13 protein-coding genes are annotated in these 18,025 nt (G+C 65.2%); 6 read left to right on the top strand and 7 right to left on the bottom strand.

From position 1 onward, the window contains the following. Positions 1-146: 146 nt before the first annotated feature. Positions 147-1,190 (bottom strand): aldo/keto reductase, encoded by a 1,044-nt coding sequence (locus H7828_RS07910; protein WP_226780478.1) that lies wholly within the window; start codon positions 1,188-1,190, stop codon positions 147-149. Between the two features lie 172 nt (positions 1,191-1,362). Between H7828_RS07910 and H7828_RS07905 the strand changes: the two genes are divergently transcribed. The 3 genes from H7828_RS07905 to metG all read left to right on the top strand — a co-directional run bounded on the left by H7828_RS07905 (position 1,363) and on the right by metG (position 6,555). After that, positions 1,363-3,480 (top strand): DEAD/DEAH box helicase, encoded by a 2,118-nt coding sequence (locus tag H7828_RS07905; RefSeq protein ID WP_226780477.1) that lies wholly within the window; start codon positions 1,363-1,365, stop codon positions 3,478-3,480. Between the two features lie 73 nt (positions 3,481-3,553). Beyond that, positions 3,554-4,771: an MFS transporter gene (locus H7828_RS07900; RefSeq protein ID WP_226780476.1), complete on the top strand. Its 1,218-nt coding sequence runs from the start codon at positions 3,554-3,556 to the stop codon at positions 4,769-4,771. A gap of 53 nt (positions 4,772-4,824) precedes the next feature. Next, positions 4,825-6,555: a methionine--tRNA ligase gene (gene metG, locus H7828_RS07895; RefSeq protein WP_226780475.1), complete on the top strand. Its 1,731-nt coding sequence runs from the start codon at positions 4,825-4,827 to the stop codon at positions 6,553-6,555. Positions 6,556-6,668: 113 nt separating this feature from the next. On the opposite strand, the gene H7828_RS07890 is transcribed toward metG, so the two are convergent. The 4 genes from H7828_RS07890 to H7828_RS07875 all read right to left on the bottom strand — a co-directional run bounded on the left by H7828_RS07890 (position 6,669) and on the right by H7828_RS07875 (position 9,998). After that, the gene (locus tag H7828_RS07890) at positions 6,669-8,027 is read right to left on the bottom strand and encodes an MATE family efflux transporter (protein ID WP_226780474.1); all 1,359 of its coding nucleotides are present in this window, start codon (positions 8,025-8,027) and stop codon (positions 6,669-6,671) included. Between the two features lie 43 nt (positions 8,028-8,070). Beyond that, positions 8,071-8,724: a DUF1007 family protein gene (locus H7828_RS07885; protein ID WP_226780473.1), complete on the bottom strand. Its 654-nt coding sequence runs from the start codon at positions 8,722-8,724 to the stop codon at positions 8,071-8,073. A 149-nt stretch (positions 8,725-8,873) separates the two neighbouring features. Further along, the gene (locus H7828_RS07880; protein ID WP_226780472.1) at positions 8,874-9,779 is read right to left on the bottom strand and encodes an NAD-dependent epimerase/dehydratase family protein; all 906 of its coding nucleotides are present in this window, start codon (positions 9,777-9,779) and stop codon (positions 8,874-8,876) included. 63 nt (positions 9,780-9,842) lie between these two features. After that, positions 9,843-9,998 (bottom strand): hypothetical protein, encoded by a 156-nt coding sequence (locus H7828_RS07875; RefSeq protein WP_226780471.1) that lies wholly within the window; start codon positions 9,996-9,998, stop codon positions 9,843-9,845. Positions 9,999-10,163: 165 nt separating this feature from the next. Between H7828_RS07875 and parE the strand changes: the two genes are divergently transcribed. Together parE and H7828_RS07865 are read left to right on the top strand one after the other, a co-directional pair. Beyond that, on the top strand, positions 10,164-12,125 hold the full coding sequence (gene parE / locus H7828_RS07870) for a DNA topoisomerase IV subunit B (protein ID WP_226780470.1): 1,962 nt from the start codon (positions 10,164-10,166) through the stop codon (positions 12,123-12,125). A gap of 3 nt (positions 12,126-12,128) precedes the next feature. Next, complete coding sequence (locus tag H7828_RS07865; protein ID WP_226780469.1) at positions 12,129-12,902, top strand: hypothetical protein; 774 nt, start codon at positions 12,129-12,131, stop codon at positions 12,900-12,902. Positions 12,903-13,204: 302 nt separating this feature from the next. Here the strand turns inward: H7828_RS07865 and H7828_RS07860 are convergent, their stop codons facing one another. Next, positions 13,205-13,603: a c-type cytochrome gene (locus H7828_RS07860; protein WP_245398628.1), complete on the bottom strand. Its 399-nt coding sequence runs from the start codon at positions 13,601-13,603 to the stop codon at positions 13,205-13,207. Positions 13,604-13,762: 159 nt separating this feature from the next. Here H7828_RS07860 and H7828_RS07855 point away from each other — a divergent pair, with 159 nt between their 5' ends. After that, complete coding sequence (locus H7828_RS07855) at positions 13,763-14,446, top strand: hypothetical protein (RefSeq protein WP_226780468.1); 684 nt, start codon at positions 13,763-13,765, stop codon at positions 14,444-14,446. On the opposite strand, the gene H7828_RS07850 is transcribed toward H7828_RS07855, so the two are convergent. Further along, positions 14,443-18,009 (bottom strand): hydantoinase B/oxoprolinase family protein, encoded by a 3,567-nt coding sequence (locus tag H7828_RS07850; RefSeq protein ID WP_226780467.1) that lies wholly within the window; start codon positions 18,007-18,009, stop codon positions 14,443-14,445. The genes H7828_RS07855 and H7828_RS07850 overlap by 4 nt on opposite strands. Positions 18,010-18,025: the final 16 nt, after the last annotated feature.

Raw genomic sequence — 18,025 nt, 5'->3', positions numbered from 1 at the left:
CAGCCCGCGTGCAAGGCCAAGAGAGCTTTCATGCCTCCGGCGGGGATATTTCACGACCAAAGATGCCACCGCCACACCCTGTCATCGCCCCGCATCCCCCAACGGGGGCGAACCTGCATGGTCCGCCCCCGGGGAATGACGCGCCGTCAATAGGGCATCGGGTGCGCCTTGTGGGTTGCGGCGATGTCGTCCAGCACCTCCTGCGACAGGACAAGGCCCGCCGCGTCGATCGCGGTGTCGAGTTGTTCCACCGAGGTCGCGCCGAAGATAGGGATGGTGCGGAAGGGCCGGCTGCGCGTGAAGGCCAGGGCCATGTGAACCGGGTTCAGCCCGTGTTTGCGCGCCACGCCAAGATAGGCATCGACGGCGGCAAAGACCCGTTCGGACTTGCGCCCGCCAAGGTCGGGCGAAATGTCCATCCGCGATCCCGCCGGAATCTGGCCGCCCTGGTACTTGCCCGTCAGAAAGCCGACGGCCAGGGGCGAATAGGCCAGCAGCGTGACCTTTTCATGGTGGCTCATCTCGGCCAGGTCGGTGTCATACTGACGGCACAGCAGGGAATATTCGTTCTGCATCGTCGCAATCCGCGGCCCGCCCGTGGCAGCGGCGGCGGCGTTCCATTGCAGGGTGCCCCAGGTTGATTCGTTCGACAGCCCGAAGGCGCGGATCTTGCCCTCTTTCACCAGCGCGGCCAGGGTTTCCATGACATCGGCGAAATGCGCCTTGGCCGCCGCGCCGTCCTGCCCCGAGGGATCGAAGCCCCAGTACTGGCGGAAATGGAACGACCCCCGGTTCGGCCAGTGCAACTGGTAGAGATCGACATGATCGGTCCTCAGCCGCTTCAGCGACCCTTCCAGCGCCCGGCGCAGGCTGTCGCCGCTGACCGGCTCACCCTGGCGCACGAACCTGTCGTTCAGCCCGCTGCACTTGGTGGCGATCACCACATCATCGCGCCGGCCGGTCTTTTCGATCCAGTCGCCGATCACCGTTTCGGTGCGCCCCACGGTTTCCGCCGTCACCGGGTTGACCGGGTACATCTCGGCGGTGTCGATGAAGTCGACGCCCCGCTCCAGCGCCCGGTCGATCTGGGCGTGGCCTTCCTCGGTTGTGTTCTGGCTTCCCCAGGTCATCGACCCGAGGCAGAATTCGGAAACCTGGATGTCGGTCGCACCCAGCGGTACTCTTTTCATGCGTGTTCTCCTGTGATTGCCCAGAGGGATAACCTTTGAGGCGGTGAAGGCAATATTGCAGCGCGGGTTTTTTCGGGGCACAGTTGGCCCTATACATCGCCCGCCAATGCGCGTAAGGCCCGTTGCTTGGCGCGCAATCGCCACTTCCCCTGCCCCAACTGATGTGACCGCCGTGATCCAGACCCTTGCCGATGCCCTTGCCCAGCGTGGCTATGACACCCTGACCCAGGTGCAGAAGGCGGTGACCGACCCGGCGCTGTCGCAGGCCGACCTGCTGGTCAGCGCCCAGACCGGATCGGGCAAGACGGTGGGCTTTGGCCTGGCCATCGGTCCGACGCTTCTGGATGATACGGGCCGCTTCGGCCCCGCCGGAACGCCGCTGGCCCTGTGCATCGCGCCGACACGCGAACTGGCCCTGCAGGTGAAGCGCGAATTGCAGTGGCTTTACGCCAATACCGGTGCTGTCGTCGCCTCGTGTGTCGGGGGCATGGACATGCGCGACGAACGCCGCGCACTGGATCGCGGGGCGCATATCGTGGTGGCCACGCCGGGCCGTCTGCGCGACCATATCATGCGCAACTCGCTCAAGATGGATGCCATCCGCGCCGTCGTCCTGGACGAGGCCGACGAGATGCTGGATCTCGGGTTCCGCGAAGACCTGGAGTATATCCTGGGCGAGGCGCCCGAGACGCGCCGCACCCTGATGTTCAGCGCGACGGTGCCCCGCGCCATCGCCACCCTGGCGCAGAACTACCAGAAGGACGCCGTGCGCGTCAGCACCACCGCCGAGAAGTCACAGCACTCCGACATCGAGTACCGCGCCCTTTCCGTGGCCCAGCACGACGCCGAGAACGCCATCATCAACGTGCTGCGCTATTACGAGGCGCCCAATGCCCTGGTCTTCTGCAACACCCGCGCGGCGGTGAACCGGCTGACCACGCGGTTTTCCAACCGTGGCTTTTCCGTCGTCGCCCTGTCGGGCGAACTGACGCAGAACGAACGTACCCACGCCCTTCAGGCGATGCGCGACGGTCGTGCGCGGGTCTGCGTGGCCACGGACGTGGCGGCACGCGGCATCGACCTGCCCAACCTGGAACTGGTGGTGCATGGCGAACTGCCCAGCAACTCGGAAACCCTGCTGCACCGTTCCGGGCGCACCGGGCGGGCCGGGCGCAAGGGCGTCAGTGCGCTGATCGTGCCCCACAAGCTGCGCAAGAAGGCCGAGCGTCTGCTGCAGGGCGCCAAGGTGCGCGCCACCTGGGATGTCCCGCCCACGGCGGACGAAGTGCGCGCCCGTGACGAGGAGCGGCTGCTGGAGGATGCGGTGTGGGACGAAGACCCCACCGAGGACGAAGCCGCCTTTGCCGCCCGCCTTCTGGACATGCACGGGCCGGAGAAGATTGCCGCCGCCTATCTGCGCCTTTTCGCCAGCCGCCAGTCGGCCCCCGAGGATCTGTCCGATCCCGGCACCCCGCCCCCGCCCCGCGCGCCCTTCGGCCCGTCGGTCTGGTTCTCGCTGTCCGTGGGCCGCGCCCAGAACGCCGAACCCCGCTGGCTTTTGCCGATGCTGTGCAAATCGGGCGGCATCTCGCGCGATGACATCGGCGCGATCCGCATCCAGCAGGGCGAAACCTTCGTCGAAATGCTGGCCAGTTCAGAGGCCGGGTTCCTGAAGGCGATCGGCTCCGACATGATGCTTGAGGGCGGAACGGCCATCCGCCGCCTGCCCCAGGCGCCCGACCTGGCCCGCGCGCCGCGCCCGCCCCGCCCCGAAGGCCCGCGCCCCCCGCGCGAAGACCGCCCCGCCAGCGAAGAGCGCGTCAAGCGCGATGAGCGCCCGGCCCGCGATCAGGCCGCCGCAGCGCCGCGCCCGCCGAAAACCCGCTGGCAGCCCGACACCCCCGATGCCCCGGCCCCGCGCCCCAAGGAAAAGTACCGCGCCCCCGAAGCGCCCAGCGAACCGCGCGAGAAGCCGAAGGGCAAACCCTTTGCCAAGGGCGCGGCCGAAGGCGCCAAATCCCACAAGGCCCCGCGCCCCTGGGAAAAACCCCGCGGCGACGAACGGCCCAAGACCGGCAAGCCCTACGGCAAACCGGGCGGTAAGCCGAGTGGCAAACCCGCCCCCCGCGCCGAAGGTGGCCCCGCAGCCAAGCCCAAAGGCGACGCGCGCGACCCCTCCAAGCGTTTCTCGCCCCCCGGCGCGAAACCGGGTGGCAAGCCGTTCAAGCCGCGCGGTGGTGCGAAAGCACCCGGCAAGGGCCCGCACGCCACGCCCCGCCGCAAACCCTGATCGGCGAAAACGCCCGGAACGGTCGCAAACGGCCCAGACAGCGCGCAACCGCCAAGGCTATCCCGAACAGACCATGCGCCTGATCATCTCTTTCGCCGCCCTGTTCCTGTCGATCCTGCTGTTGCAGGTCGGATCGGGCGGCATCGTGCCTCTGGATGCGATCTCGGGGCTGAACCTGGGGTTCACGCGGGCCGAGGTGGGTGTTCTGGGTTCGGCGCATTTCCTTGGCTTCCTGATCGGCTGCTGGTGGGCGCCGCGCCTGATGGGCAGCGTCGGCCATTCGCGCGCCTTCGCCGCCTTCACGGCGGCGGGCACCATCGGCATCCTGGCCCATATGATCGTGATCCATCCCGTCGCCTGGGCCGGGTTCCGGGTGATGTCGGGGCTTTGCATCGCGGGTTGCTATACCATCGTCGAAAGCTGGCTTCAGGCCAAGGTGACGAACGAAACCCGGGGCCGCGCCTTTGGCACCTATCGCATGGTCGACATGGGCGGATCGCTGGTGGCGCAGCTTTTCATCGGCGTTCTCACGCCCGGGAGCTATGTCTCCTACAACCTCCTGGCGCTGCTGTGCTGTGCCGCGCTCATCCCCCTGACCCTGAGCACGACACCGCAACCCGAAACCCCCAAGGCCCCGCGCCTGCGCCCCGCCCTGGCCTGGCGCCGCTCGCCCCTTGCGGCGGCGGGGGTGGTCGTGTCGGGGCTGACGGCGGCGGCCTTCCGCATGGTGGGGCCGGTCTACGGGGTCGAGGTGGGGCTGAGCGCCGATCAGATCGCGCTGTTCCTGGCGGCCTTCGTGCTGGGCGGTGCGCTTTCGCAACTGCCCGCCGGCTGGCTGGCCGACAAGTTCGACCGGCGCTGGGTGCTGATCCTGTTTTCGGTGGCCGGGATACTGGCCTGCGCGGCCACGGTGGCCCTGTCGACCCGGGGCACCGGAGCGGTGATGCTGGGGGCCGGGCTGTTCGGGCTGGCCACCTTCCCGATCTATTCGATCTCGGCCGCCCATGCCCATGACTTTGCCGAAAACGACGAACGGATCGAGCTTTCGGCGGCGCTCATGTTTCTGTACGCGGTGGGGGCCATCGCATCGCCCTGGTTCGTTTCCGGCCTGATCCAGGCCTATGGGCCGCCCGCGATGTTCCTGTTCGTCAGCGCCGCCCATGTGGTGCTGATCGTCTTCGGGCTGTCGCGGATGCCGCGCCGCCCGGCCGCGACGCGCACATCCTATGTCTATGCGCCGCGCACCACCTTCATCATCGGGCGACTGCTTGGCAAGATGCGCGACCGCTAGCACTTGCCGACGGCTTGCGCTAAACGGGCGCCCAGACCACCGAAAGGCCCCCCATGGCACGTATTCTCATCACCTCGGCAATTCCCTACATCAACGGGATCAAACACCTCGGCAACCTGGTCGGCAGCCAGCTTCCGGCCGATCTTTACGCGCGCTACATGCGCCAGCGCGGCCACGAGGTGATGTTTCTCTGCGCGACCGACGAACACGGCACCCCGGCCGAGCTGGCCGCCGCCAAGGCGGGCAAGCCTGTCGATGAATTCTGCGCCGAGATGCACGCCGTCCAGTCCGAAATCGCCGCCGGCTTCCGGCTGTCCTTCGACAAGTTCGGCCGGTCCTCCAGCCCGCAGAACCACCGGTTGACCCAACAGTTCGCGGCACGGCTGGATCAGGCCGGCCTGATCGAGGAAGTCAGCGAGAAGCAGGTCTATTCCAATGCCGACGGGCGCTTCCTGCCCGACCGCTATATCGAGGGCACCTGCCCCAACTGCGGCTATGACAAGGCCCGGGGCGACCAGTGCGAAAACTGCACCAAGCAGTTGGACCCGACCGACCTGATCGACGCCCGCAGCGCGATTTCCGGCAGCACCGATCTTGAGGTGCGCGAAACCAAGCATCTCTACCTGAAACAGTCGCAGATGCGCGGAAAACTGACCGAGTGGATTGACACCAAGACCGACTGGCCGATCCTCACCACCTCGATCGCGCGCAAGTGGCTGAACGATGGCGACGGCCTGCAGGATCGCGGCATCACCCGCGATCTTGACTGGGGGGTTCCGGTGCAGAAGGGCGACGACCCCTGGCCGGGGATGGAGGGCAAGGTCTTCTACGTCTGGTTCGACGCCCCCATCGAATACATCGCCTGCGCCGCCGAATGGGCCGAGGAAAAGGGCCTGGACGATGCCGCCTGGCAACGCTGGTGGCGCACCGACAAGGGCGCCGACGACGTGCGCTATGTGCAGTTCATGGGCAAGGACAACGTGCCCTTCCACACCCTGTCGTTCCCCACAACGATCATGGGCGCCAATTCGGTCGGCCAGGAAGAATGGAAGCTGGTCGATTACATCAAGGCGTTCAACTACCTGAACTACGACGGCGGGCAGTTCTCGACCAGCCAGGGGCGCGGCATCTTCATGGACCAGGCGCTGTCGATCCTGCCCGCCGACTACTGGCGCTGGTGGCTTCTGTCCCACGCCCCCGAAGGCAGCGACGCCGAGTTCACCTGGGAGAATTTCCAGTCCTCGATCAACAAGGACCTGGCCGATGTGCTGGGCAACTTCGTGTCGCGGGTGACGAAATTCTGCCGCTCGAAGTTTTCCGAGGCGGTGCCCGAGGGCGGCAGCTATGGCCCGGACGAGGAAAAGCTGATCGCCGATCTGACCACCCGCATCCGCGCCTACGAGGGCCACATGGAGGCCATCGAGGTGCGCAAGGCCGCGGCCGAGTTGCGGGCGATCTGGGTGCTGGGCAACGAATACCTGCAGGCCACGGCCCCCTGGACCGCCTTCAAGACCGACCCCGACCGCGCCGCCGCCGTGATCCGCCTGTCGCTGAACCTGATCCGCGTCTATGCCGTGCTGTCGCGCCCCTTCATCCCCGATGCCGCTGCCGAACTTCTGGCGGCGATGCAGACCGACGACGACAGCTGGCCCACCGACCTGGCCACGGCGCTTGACGCCCTGCCCGCAGGCCACGGGTTCAGCGTGCCCAAGGTGACCTTTGCCAAGATCACCGACGACCAGCGCGACGACTGGCAGGCCCGCTTCGCCGGCAAGAGGGACTGAGCGCGCGCCCTGATGGGCGTTGCGTGTTCGATCAAGGCAGAAACCGGGGGCGCTGAACGGGCGTTGCGTGTTCGATCAAGGAAGAAACCGGGGGGCGCTGATGGCCCCCCGCGTCAAAGCGCGCGGGCGCGGCTGACGAAACGCGCCATCAGAAGCGCCCCCGCCACTCCAAGCCCCAGCGCCAGCCCCAGCCAGATGCCCACGCCGCCCAGCCCGAAGGTGAACCCCATGAGGTAGGAGGCCGGCGCGCCGATGATCCAATAGCTGATCATCGCGATCACCATCGGCCCACGGGTGTCCTGCAGCCCCCGCAACAGCCCCAGCGCCATGGCCTGTGCCGCATCCATGACCTGGAACAGAGCCGCCGCCGCCAGCAGGCCGACCCCGATGGCCAGCACCTCTTCGCGGGCCGGTTCCAGCGGGTCGAGGAAGACCCCGATCAGCGGCGCCGGAACCGTGACGAAAAGGATCACCGTCACCACGGCCACGATCATCGACAGGGCAATCGCCATTCCGGCCCCCCGGCGCAGCCGCGCGCCATCGCGCCGCCCCATCGCCTGCCCCGCCCGCACCGTTGCGGCATTCGACAGGCCGATATGCACCATGAACATCAGGCCGGAAATCTGGAGCGCAACGCCATGGGCGGCCAGCGCGATGGGCCCGATCCAGCCCATCATCACCGACGAGGCGGCAAAAAGCCCCACCTCGGCCAGATTGGTCAGCCCGATGGGCCAGCCAAGGCGGAACACGTCGCCAAAGGCCTCCCAGTCGGGGCGCCAGAGCCGCACGAACAGCTCGTATTCCGGCGTCACCCAGCGCGCATAGCCCGCCAGACCGATCAGCGAAACGACCTGCACCGCCACCGAGGCGATGGCCGCGCCGGTGATGCCCAGTTCCGGCGCGCCCCAGTTGCCGAAGATCAGCGAATAGTTGATGCCCACGTTCACCACCACGGCCGCCAGCGTGACCCACATCACCACCCGCGTACGCTCGAGCGCGGCAAGATAGCTTTTCAGAACCATCACCCCCAGCGCCGGCAGCAGCCCCCAGGCCGCCACGTCAAGATAGGCCGAGGCAAGCGTGACGATCAGAGGGTCCTGGCCCATGGCGCCCAGCCAGACCTCGGACAGCAGCAGCAAGGGCACCGCCAGCCCGGCAAACATCAGCGACACCCAGATGCCCATGCGCGTCACCCGGCGCACCTGCACCCCGTCACCTGTCTCGTTGGCCTGGGCCACCATGGGCATGACCGCAAAGGCAAAGCCCGACCCGAACAGGAACAGCACGAACCACATGGTGCCGCCCAGCACCTGCGCGGCAAGGGCGTTGACATCGTACCACCCCAGCATCAGGGCATCGGTCAGGGAAATGGCAAACTGCGCCACGTGGCTTGCAATCAGCGGCAAGCCAAGGATCAGGATGGCGCGGGCGTGACCGGCCCGCGACAGGGGAATGTCGGATGAGTCGGACATGAAACAGCGGTAGCCGAGCGGCGCGCCCCCCGCAAGCGGCACGTTACCCCGTGGCGCGACAGTCCAGCTTCAGGGTATCGGCGAAGGTCTCGCCCACCTCGGGGAAATTGTACTCGTCATATCCGGCGCCCGAGGGCGAGGCGAGCAGCGCCTCGAGGTCGGCATTCGCCGCGCCTTCGTCGGGTTCCACCACCGCAAGGGTGCACTCAGCCTCGCCCTCGATCCGGGGGGTCAGGGACAGATCGAAAGCCGCGTAATAGGTCGGATCGAAGGTGCGCAGGAATACCGGCGCGCCCGCAGGGTCCAGCGGTTCCTCGAACAGCCGCAGGTGGGTCGATATAAGCTGCCCCGCCTCAAGGGTCACATGGGGCTCGACGGGCGGCGAAAGGGCCAGTTCCCGGTCGCCCAGGTAGGCGCGCGTGGTGCCGGTGTATCCCTTGTCGGGGTTCTGGTCGAACCCGGCCAGCGCGGCCTCTTCCGACTCGCTCAACTGCCCGTCGCCATCGGCGTCAAACCCGCCTTCCTCGATCATCAGCAGCGAATAGAAGGCATCGTAAAGCCAGATCACCCGCACCCCGGCCAGTTGCCCCTTGTCGTTGAAGACAGGGTTCAGGCCGGTGTCCAGAAACATGTGCGGATGGGCCTGCGCCGGGGCGCTGGAAAGAAGCAGGACGCTGAGGCAGGCGGCAAATCTCATGCCGCGCATGATCCTATGGGCGCCGACCAACTGCAAGCCCAAGCCGCCGGTGCAGCCATCAGATTCCGCCCCCTCTTTCTTGCACCAAATACTCCCGCCGGAGGCTTGCGTTGCCAAGGGCAACGCAAATCCGGCACGCGCCACGCCGGTCACTTTTTCCCGCGCGGGTCGTCAAGATAGCGCCGCCAGGGATGTTCCTGCGCAAAGCCCAGCATCTCGCGCGCCTTGCGGTTGGAATAAAGCGTTTCGTGTTCCCCAAGATCACCGCGCACCGGCACCCCTTCGTAGTGGCGCGCCAGGATCTCGGGCGTGGTCAGGTTGACCGAGTGATCGTCGTTGCTGGCGTTGAACACCTGATAGCCCAGGCCATCGGTCGCAAGACAGCGGTCGACAATCTGGCCCAGGTCGCGGGCATCGATATAGGCGAAGAAATTGCGCAACCGCTGGTCGGGGTTCTCGATGAAATCGGGGAACTTCTCGGCATAGTCCTGCGGCTCCATCACGTTGTTGATGCGCAGGCCATAGATGTCGGCCCCCGTGCGCGCCTGGAACGAACGCGCCGTCCCCTCGTTGCAGACCTTGGACATGGCATAGCTGTCCTCGGGCAGGGTCGGGTGGTCTTCGTCGATGGGCAGGTATTCGGGCTGGCGCGTGCCGCTGGCAAAGCAGACGCCATAGGTGGTTTCGGACGAGGCGAAGATCACCTTGCGGATCCCCAGCTTCACCGCCGCTTCGATCACGTTGTAGGTGCCGATGGTGTTGACGCGGAAGGTTTCGTTGTCGGGGTGGATCAGGATGCGCGGCACCGCGGCGAAATGCACCACGGCGTCATAGCCCTGCACCCCCTGCCCGGCCTGCATCTCATCGAAACCGGCATACATGGTCAGCGCGTTCCACACCTGGCCGCTGTCGGTGATATCGGCCTTCAGGGTGGTGACGCCGGGGCAGTCCAGGTCGACCAGATCGAGGTTGGTCACCCGGTGCCCCTTTGACACCAGATAGGGCACCACGTGCCGTCCCGCCTTGCCGCTGCCGCCCGTGAACAGGATGCGCATGTCGTCTCCTCCAGGTTTGTTCTACCCGAAGGGACATACCGCGCCGCGCCGCCCTGACAACCCTCAGCGGGCCATCAGGCGCAGAACGGTGGCGCGGGTGACGCGCGGCGCGCGGTTGCGCCCGCCGAAGGGGTCAGACGCCCCATCGCGTGCCGCCAGCGCCAGAAGCGCGATCCGGCGGCGCCGCCGGGCGAGTTCGTAGAACGGTCCCTTGCTCATGGTCAGACCCGTGGTGATTGAAGGCTGCCCGCGACCCTGCCGGCGGATTGCGGCCAAACCGTGCCGCGCGTCCGGCATCCGCGTGATTTTCGCCACGCCACGCCCCTTTCCCGGCCCCGGCGCAAATGCCATACTGTGCCGGGTAACATAAAAATGAGCAGCACAATGGCCAACGACGATCTTCTGTCCGGGGCAGAGCCCGAGGTTTATGACGCATCCTCGATCGAGGTTCTTGAAGGGCTTGAACCGGTACGCAAGCGGCCGGGCATGTATATCGGCGGCACCGACGAACGCGCCCTGCACCACCTGGTGGCCGAGGTTCTGGACAACTCGATGGACGAGGCCGTGGCAGGCCATGCCAACCGGATCGAAGTTGAGCTGCACGCAGATTACGCCGTCACCATCCGCGACAACGGCCGCGGCATCCCGGTGGACCCGCACCCCAAGTTCCCGGGCAAATCCGCGCTTGAGGTGATCCTGTGCACCCTGCACGCGGGCGGCAAGTTTTCGGGCAAGGCCTATCAGACATCGGGGGGCCTGCACGGCGTCGGGGCCTCGGTCGTCAATGCGCTCAGCGATTCGATGGTGGTTCAGGTCGCCCTGAACAAGGAGTTGCACGAACAGCGCTTTTCGCGGGGCGTGCCCCTTGGCCCGGTCGAGAAGATCGGCGCCGCCCCCAACCGGCGCGGCACCACGGTGACCTTCCACGCCGACGAACAGATCTTCGGCCATCACCGGTTCAAGCCCGCGCGCCTGTTCAAATCCATCCGCTCGAAGGCCTACCTGTTCTCGGGGGTCGAGATCCGCTGGAAATCGGCCATCGACGACGGCGAAACCCCGACCGAGGCGGTGTTCCACTTTCCCGGCGGGCTGGCCGATTACCTGAACGAAACCCTGGGCGGCGCGGTCACCTATTCCGACCGCCCCTTCGCGGGCAAGGTCAGCTTCCAGGACAAGTTCAACACCCCCGGCAGCGTCGAATGGGCCATCAACTGGACCCCGGCGCGCGACGGCTTCACCCAAAGCTATTGCAACACCGTCCCCACCCCCGAGGGCGGGACGCATGAGGCGGGCTTCTGGTCGGCGATCCTGAAGGGCATCCGCGCCTATGGTGAACTGATCAACAACCGCAAGGCCAAGGACATCTCGCGCGATGACCTGATGGGCGGGGGCTGTGCGCTGGTGTCCTGCTTCATCCGCGAACCCGAATTCGTCGGCCAGACCAAGGACCGACTGGCCACCACCGAGGCGGGCCGCCTGGTGGAAGGGGCCGTGCGCGACCACTTCGACAACTGGCTGGCCGCCGATACCAAGGCGGCGGGCGCGATCCTCGATTTCCTGGTGCTGCGCGCCGAGGAACGGATGCGCCGGCGCCAGGAAAAGGAAACCGCCCGCAAGACCGCCACGAAAAAGCTGCGCCTGCCCGGCAAGCTGGTGGATTGTTCGGCCACCGACCGTTCGGGCACCGAGCTTTTCATCGTCGAGGGCGATTCGGCCGGCGGGTCGGCGAAGATGGCGCGCGAACGCAAGACACAGGCCCTGCTGCCCCTGCGCGGCAAGATCCTGAACGTGCTGGGCGCCGCCTCGTCCAAATTGGGCAGCAACGCCGAGATTTCCGATCTCTGCCAGGCTCTGGGCGTGGGCATGGGGACGAAGTTCAACGTCGACGACCTGCGCTATGACAAGATCATCATCATGACTGACGCCGACGTGGACGGCGCGCATATCGCCTCCCTCTTGATGACTTTCTTCTTCACCCAGATGCGCCCGATGATCGACGCGGGGCACCTGTACCTGGCCTGCCCGCCCCTCTTCCGCCTGACCCAGGGCGCCAAGCGCGTCTATTGCCTGGACGAGGCCGAGCGTGATGTCTGGCTGGCCAAGGGTCTGGGCGGCAAGGGCAAGATCGACGTGTCACGCTTCAAGGGCCTGGGCGAAATGGACGCGAAAGACCTGAAAGACACGACCATGAACCCCGAAACCCGCAAACTGATCCGCGTGACGATCGACGAGGACGAACCCGGCGAAACCGGCGACCTGGTGGAACGCCTGATGGGCAAGAAACCGGAATTGCGGTTCCAGTACATCAGCGAGAACGCGCAGTTTGTGGAGGAGTTGGATGTTTGAGACATGAAGAATAAATGTATCTCCATTAGACGTCTCAAAGTTCATGAATTTGATACTACTCTCCGAAAATTGAATCGAGAGTCAAACACGTGGACCGGGAGGTACGAGATTCTTCTAAATTTGGAGAAAAAGGCAACACGTCAATTTATCAAAATCTATGGGCAAATAGTTCTTGCCTATCTAATAATAACATCCCTAAGATCTGGTGATACTTTAAAAGTGAAGATTCAGAGTTTTGAACTAGATATACCTTTGTCATACTTTCTGGCAACAACTGGCGTTCTCTTTCTAATTTCCGCGATTTCTCTTTGCCACCTATCGGTTGCTTTGACCTTGAAGGCAAGAGAAGGTGGGCGAGTCCTTATTTCAGGTTTCTCCGCCAATATTTATGGTCTCCTTCAAGGAAATGAAAATGACGCTTCACTTGGAATTTCCATGTTCTCAAATTATTTCATAAAGGAGATAATGCCTGTTTCGACCATGTTTGCCTTAGCATTTTTCTTTGCATTCATAGCGATGCTCATCCCCTTTGGTGCCATTGGTTACTATTTTCTCACAATACAGCTTGACCTACTCTTTACGCCAGGTGTAACCGCACCCCAGAAATTTTCGATGGTATTTGGAGGTTTGTCGATAATTCTTAGCTTCATTTACACCTTTCTATTTCACATCCCTCTTCCAGTGGAAAAGAACAAGGGTTTGATCAGATGGATTTTTCTCAACCACCTATCGAAAAACAGGCATCCAATGGCAGATAAGTGGCTAAAAGATAATTGAATATCTTAAAAGAGACGACTTATTAAGAAAACCATCACGGCCAACACGGAGGGCAGCGCCCGGACCGAGGGGTGGGCGAGAAGCGCCCGCCCCGTGGGGGCGGTTCGGGCGCTGCCCGGCGGTGCCGCCGGGCGAGTCATCACGGCAGGGCGTTTTTTTGGTCTAAACGGGCAAGTGCGTCTGGGGGGCTTTTGCTTCGGACTTTGATCGTTGAGGCGGTGGATCGAACCGCCCGGCGACGCGCCTGCGCTCCGCGCGTTCGACGCTGAAAAAGGTCCACCGGACCTTTTGCCGGGCGCGTCTCACTCCTGCAACCGTTCCAGATAAGCCGCCAGGGCCACCAGCGGCGCCGGTGTCGGGGTGGCGCGGCCGTCTCCGGTATCGACGGGGACAAGCATGTCGTCCTCCATCCCGGCGCCGAATTCCGGCATCACGCTGTGCGGATCGCCCTCGCGCGAGAAGCCGTCGATCACCCCCATGACATAGGTGCGGGGGAAGGTGCCGCCGTTGCGGGCGGAAAGCTGCGTGAGGTCGGGCACGGGTTTGCCCAGGTTGCCCGCCAGGTCTCCGTCGCCCTTGCCGGTCGCGCCATGGCAGGCGGTGCAGGACTCGGCATAAAGCCCGCGCCCCACCTCGGCGGGCGGGGGCACACAGGCGGCGAGGGTGGCAAGCGTGGTGGCGGCAAGGGCAAGGCGGATCATCGTCGCTCCTTCGAATCTGGCTTCGGGTCTGGTTGGGGCCAGTCTGGCCGGGCAGCGCGCAGGCCGCATTGATCCAGATCACCCTAGCAAGGATCACGCCGGCGTGAAACGCAAAACCAATGCTCGCCCCATCGGGATTTCCGCCTTAACATCAACCCCATGCGCGCGATCCTCCTGCCCCTTCTCCTGCTTGCGCTTGCCGCCTGCGCGCGCCCGCTGAGCGTGGAGGAAAGGGCCTTTGCCGCCACGGTGCAGGGCGCCGCGTTGAACCCCGCGCCGGTGCGCATCGCCAAGGGCGCGCTGATCGGCAACATCACCCGCACCCGCCCGCCGCGCCCCGCCCTGGCCTGCCGCGAACGTATCCGCCACCCCGAAACCGGCGATGTCCGCATCTCGACCGCCGCCTTCGTGCTGTTCGACCGGATGTTCGCGGCCCGGCGGGTCTACCGTGACAACTACCTGCCCGGTTATCCCGACACCCTGCCCCTGGCGCGGGCCATGTTCATCGCCCACGAAATGACCCATGTCTGGCAATGGCAGAACCGTGCCGTCACCGGCTATCACCCCCTGCGCGCGGCGGCCGAACACCGCCCCGGCGCTGATCCGTACCTGTTCGACTTGAAGGCGGGCCAGGATTTCCTGAGCTTCGGATACGAACAGCAGGGCGGCATCGTCGAGGAGTTTGTCTGTTGCCGCGCGCTTGACCCCGAGGGGGCGCGCACCCGGCGGCTTTACCAGATGCTGCGCCCCTATTTCCCGGGCCTGGAACCGCACAGCCGGGTGGCGCGCGCCGCCGTCACCCTGCCCTGGAAAGATGCGCCGACCGCCGGGATTTGCAGTTAGGCCGCGCCGTAACCGCCGCCCCCCGGCGTTTCCATGATGAAGACATCGCCGGGATGCAGTTCAGCGGAATCGTTGCCGCGCAGGGGTTCAACCGTGCCATCCGCCCGGCGCACCGCGTTGCGCCCCGGCTTGCCATCGCCCCCGCCATTGGCCCCGAAAGGCCGGGTTTCACGGTGCGACGAGAGGACGGTAACTGTCATATCTTCGAGAAAGCGCAATTCGCGCAGGATGCCATCGCCCCCCGGCCAGCGCCCCGCCCCGCCCGAACCGCGGCGGATCTCGAACCGGTCCACCCGCACCGGGAAGCGGGATTCCAGAACCTCGGGGTCGGTCATGCGGGTGTTGGTCATGTGCGAATGCACGCCACTGGCCCCGGCAAACCCCTCGCCCGCGCCGGTGCCGCCGCAGATGGTTTCATAGTTCTGATGCACATCGTTGCCATAGACGAAGTTGTTCATCGTCCCCTGGCTGCCCGCCAGCACCCCCAGCGCCCCAAAGAGCGTTTCGGTGATCGCCTGGCTGACCTCGGTATTGCCGGCGATCACCGCCGCCGGATAGGCCGGGTTGATCATGCAGCCCTCGGGCACCCGCAGATCGAGCGGTTTCAGGCAGCCTTCGTTCATGGGAATATCGCTGCCCACCAGGCAGCGGAAGACATAGAGAACCGCCGCCCGGCAGATCGCCAGCGGCGCGTTGTAGTTGCCGCCGTCCTGGGGCGAGGTGCCGGCAAAGTCGATCACCGCGCTACGGGCCCTGGCATCGACGGTGATCTTCACCGCGATCTGCTGACCGGAATCCAGCGTATAGGTGAAGGCGCAATCCTTCAGCACGTCCAGCACCCGGCGCACGGATTCCTCGGCGTTGTCCTGAACGTGGCGCATGTAGGCGTGAACCGTCTCCAGCCCGAACTGGCCGGTGATGCGCTGCAATTCGGCCACGCCGGTCGCATTGGCGGCGATCTGGGCGGAAAGGTCGGCCATGTTCTGGGCGACATTACGGGCGGGATATTTCGCCCCGCGCAGCAGGGCCTCGGCGGCCTCGCGCTGCAATTCGCCCTGATCCACCAGCTTGAAGTTCTCGATCACCACCCCTTCCTCTTCGATATGGGTGCTGTCGGGGGGGGCCGATCCGGGGGTCGTGCCGCCGATATCGGCATGATGCCCGCGCGAGGCGACGATGAAGGCGATGTCGTCGCCTTCAAACACCGGGGTGATGACGGTGATGTCGGGCAGATGGGTTCCACCGTTGAACGGATTGTTCATCATGATCACATCGCCCGGTTTCAGGCTGCCCGCGTTCTGGGCCAGCACCGTGCGCACGCTTTGGCTCATCGAGCCGAGGTGCACTGGCACATGGGGCGCATTGGCCACCAGATCGCCGTTCGGATCGAAGATCGCACAGGAAAAATCGTATCGTTCCTTGATGTTGACCGAATAGGCCGTGTTCGCCAGAGTCGCCCCCATCTGTTCGGCGATGGACATGAAAAGGTTGTTGAACACCTCGAGCATGATCGGATCGACGCGGGTTCCCACCGCCTCGGCCCGCTCAAGCGGCACGATGCGTTCAAGGATCAGGTCGGCGCCATCGGGAGTGTGGGCGGCCCAGCCGGGTTCGACGATGTTGGTGCCCGTAGGCTCGAAGATGACGGCCGGGCCCTTCACCGTGGTGCCGGGGGTTAGAGAGGCGCGGTCGATCAGCGGCACGTCACGCCAGTCGCCTTCGGTGAACATGGGCGTGGTGGCATCGGGGGCGCCTCCGATGGCGCGCGGCAGTGTCACCGCCTCGCCCGTTTCGCCCACCGCCTCAACCGTCAGCACGTCGAGGATCAGCCGGTCATAGGCGGGAACGAAACCGAAGCGCGCCTTGTGGGCGGCATCGAAGGCGGCGCGCATCTTGGCGGGCGTATCGAAGGGCACCGGCAGGGCCTGGTGGCCGCCGTCGGTGCGCACATGGGCGGTTTCGATCAGGCGGATCGCCTCGGCGGCAATCCCCTGTTTCGCCACCGCCGCCCGGGCGCTTTCGGCGATACCGTCCAGCACCTCGCGCGCGCCGGAATCATCAAGCGCACCGGCGAACTGGTGTTCACGGATCTCGCGCACATCGGCCAGCCCCATACCGAAAGCCGACAGCACGCCCGCGAAGGGGTGAACATAGATCCGCTTCATGCCCAGCACATCGGCCACAAGGCAGGCATGCTGCCCCCCTGCCCCGCCGAAGCAATTCATGGTGTATCCGGTCACGTCATAGCCGCGCTGAACGCTGATCTTCTTGATCGCGTTGGCCATGTTTTCAACAGCAATGCGCAGGAAGCCCTCGGCCAGCTCTTCGGGCCTTCGTTCCTCATCGCCCAATTCCTGGGCCATCTCGCGCGCCAGGGCGACAAAACCGTCGCGCACCGCCTGCACATCCAGCGGCTGATCGCCGTCGGGGCCAAAGACATGGGGGAAGATATCGGGGTTGATCTTGCCCAGAAGCACGTTGCAGTCGGTCACCGTCAGCGGCCCGCCCCGGCGATAGGCGGCCGGCCCCGGATCGGCGCCCGCACTTTCGGGGCCGACCTGCAAGCGGCCCTGCCGGAACGACAGGATCGAACCACCCCCGGCAGCCACGGTGTGAATGCTCATCATCGGGGCGCGCATGCGCACGCCTGCCACCTCGGTTTCGAAGCTGCGTTCGTATTCGCCGGCAAAGTGGCAGACGTCGGTGCTGGTGCCGCCCATGTCGAACCCGATCAGCCGGTCATACCCCGCCCCCTGGGCCGTGCGCGCCATGCCCACGACACCGCCCGCCGGGCCGGACAGAATGGAATCCTTGCCCTGGAACATCGCCGCATCGGTCAGCCCGCCGCTGCTTTGCATGAACATCAGCGCGCCCTCGCCCCCCAGCGCATCGCTGACCTGCGCGACGTAGCGGCGCAGGATGGGCGAGAGATAGGCATCGACAACCGTGGTATCGCCCCGGCTGACCAGCTTGATCAGCGGCGATACCTCGTGGCTGAGCGAGACCTGGGTGAAACCGATATCGCGGGCGATCTGGCCCGCCGCCTTTTCATGGTCGGAAAACCGATAGCCATGGGCGAAACCGATGGCGATCGCGCGATAGCCGTCATCGAAGGCGGCCTGAAACTGTGCCCGCAGCTTTTCATCGTTCAGGGGGGTGACGATGGTGCCGTCGGCGGCCAGGCGCTCTTCTACCTCGATCACGTCGGAATACAACATTTCAGGCAATTTGATGTGCAGATCGAACAGGCGGGGCCGGTTCTGATAGCCTATTTGCAACAAATCCCGCATTCCGGCGGTGATCGCCAGAACGGTGCCTTCGCCCTTGCGCTCCAGCAGCGCATTTGTGGCCACCGTGGTGCCCATCTTGACCGCCTCGATGGTGCCTTCGGGGATCGGGTCATCGCCCGCCAGTCCCAGAAGATGGCGGATGCCATGCACCGCGGCGTCGCGGTAGGCTTCGGGGTTCTCGCTCAGCAGCTTGTGGGCCACGACGTTTCCGTCGGGGCGGCGCGCCACGATATCGGTGAAGGTGCCGCCGCGATCGACCCAGAACTGCCACATGATACGTCTCCCCGAA

It is taken from the genome of Oceaniglobus trochenteri (genome assembly GCF_020529025.1).
GTDB classification, from domain to species: Bacteria; Pseudomonadota; Alphaproteobacteria; order Rhodobacterales; family Rhodobacteraceae; genus Oceaniglobus; species Oceaniglobus trochenteri.
This window is presented reverse-complemented; position numbering and strand designations above follow the sequence as displayed.

Excerpts from the sequence above, each read along its gene's own strand:
- H7828_RS07910 (WP_226780478.1), bottom strand. The coding sequence starts at position 1,190 with ATGAAAAGAGTACCGCTGGGTGCGACCGACATCCAGGTTTCCGAATTC.
- H7828_RS07900 (WP_226780476.1), top strand. The coding sequence starts at position 3,554 with ATGCGCCTGATCATCTCTTTCGCCGCCCTGTTCCTGTCGATCCTGCTG.
- metG (WP_226780475.1), top strand. The coding sequence starts at position 4,825 with ATGGCACGTATTCTCATCACCTCGGCAATTCCCTACATCAACGGGATC.
- H7828_RS07890 (WP_226780474.1), bottom strand. The coding sequence starts at position 8,027 with ATGTCCGACTCATCCGACATTCCCCTGTCGCGGGCCGGTCACGCCCGC.
- H7828_RS07885 (WP_226780473.1), bottom strand. The coding sequence starts at position 8,724 with ATGAGATTTGCCGCCTGCCTCAGCGTCCTGCTTCTTTCCAGCGCCCCG.
- H7828_RS07880 (WP_226780472.1), bottom strand. The coding sequence starts at position 9,779 with ATGCGCATCCTGTTCACGGGCGGCAGCGGCAAGGCGGGACGGCACGTG.
- H7828_RS07875 (WP_226780471.1), bottom strand. The coding sequence starts at position 9,998 with ATGAGCAAGGGACCGTTCTACGAACTCGCCCGGCGGCGCCGCCGGATC.
- parE (WP_226780470.1), top strand. The coding sequence starts at position 10,164 with ATGGCCAACGACGATCTTCTGTCCGGGGCAGAGCCCGAGGTTTATGAC.
- H7828_RS07865 (WP_226780469.1), top strand. The coding sequence starts at position 12,129 with ATGAAGAATAAATGTATCTCCATTAGACGTCTCAAAGTTCATGAATTT.
- H7828_RS07860 (WP_245398628.1), bottom strand. The coding sequence starts at position 13,603 with ATGATCCGCCTTGCCCTTGCCGCCACCACGCTTGCCACCCTCGCCGCC.
- H7828_RS07855 (WP_226780468.1), top strand. The coding sequence starts at position 13,763 with ATGCGCGCGATCCTCCTGCCCCTTCTCCTGCTTGCGCTTGCCGCCTGC.
- H7828_RS07850 (WP_226780467.1), bottom strand. The coding sequence starts at position 18,009 with ATGTGGCAGTTCTGGGTCGATCGCGGCGGCACCTTCACCGATATCGTG.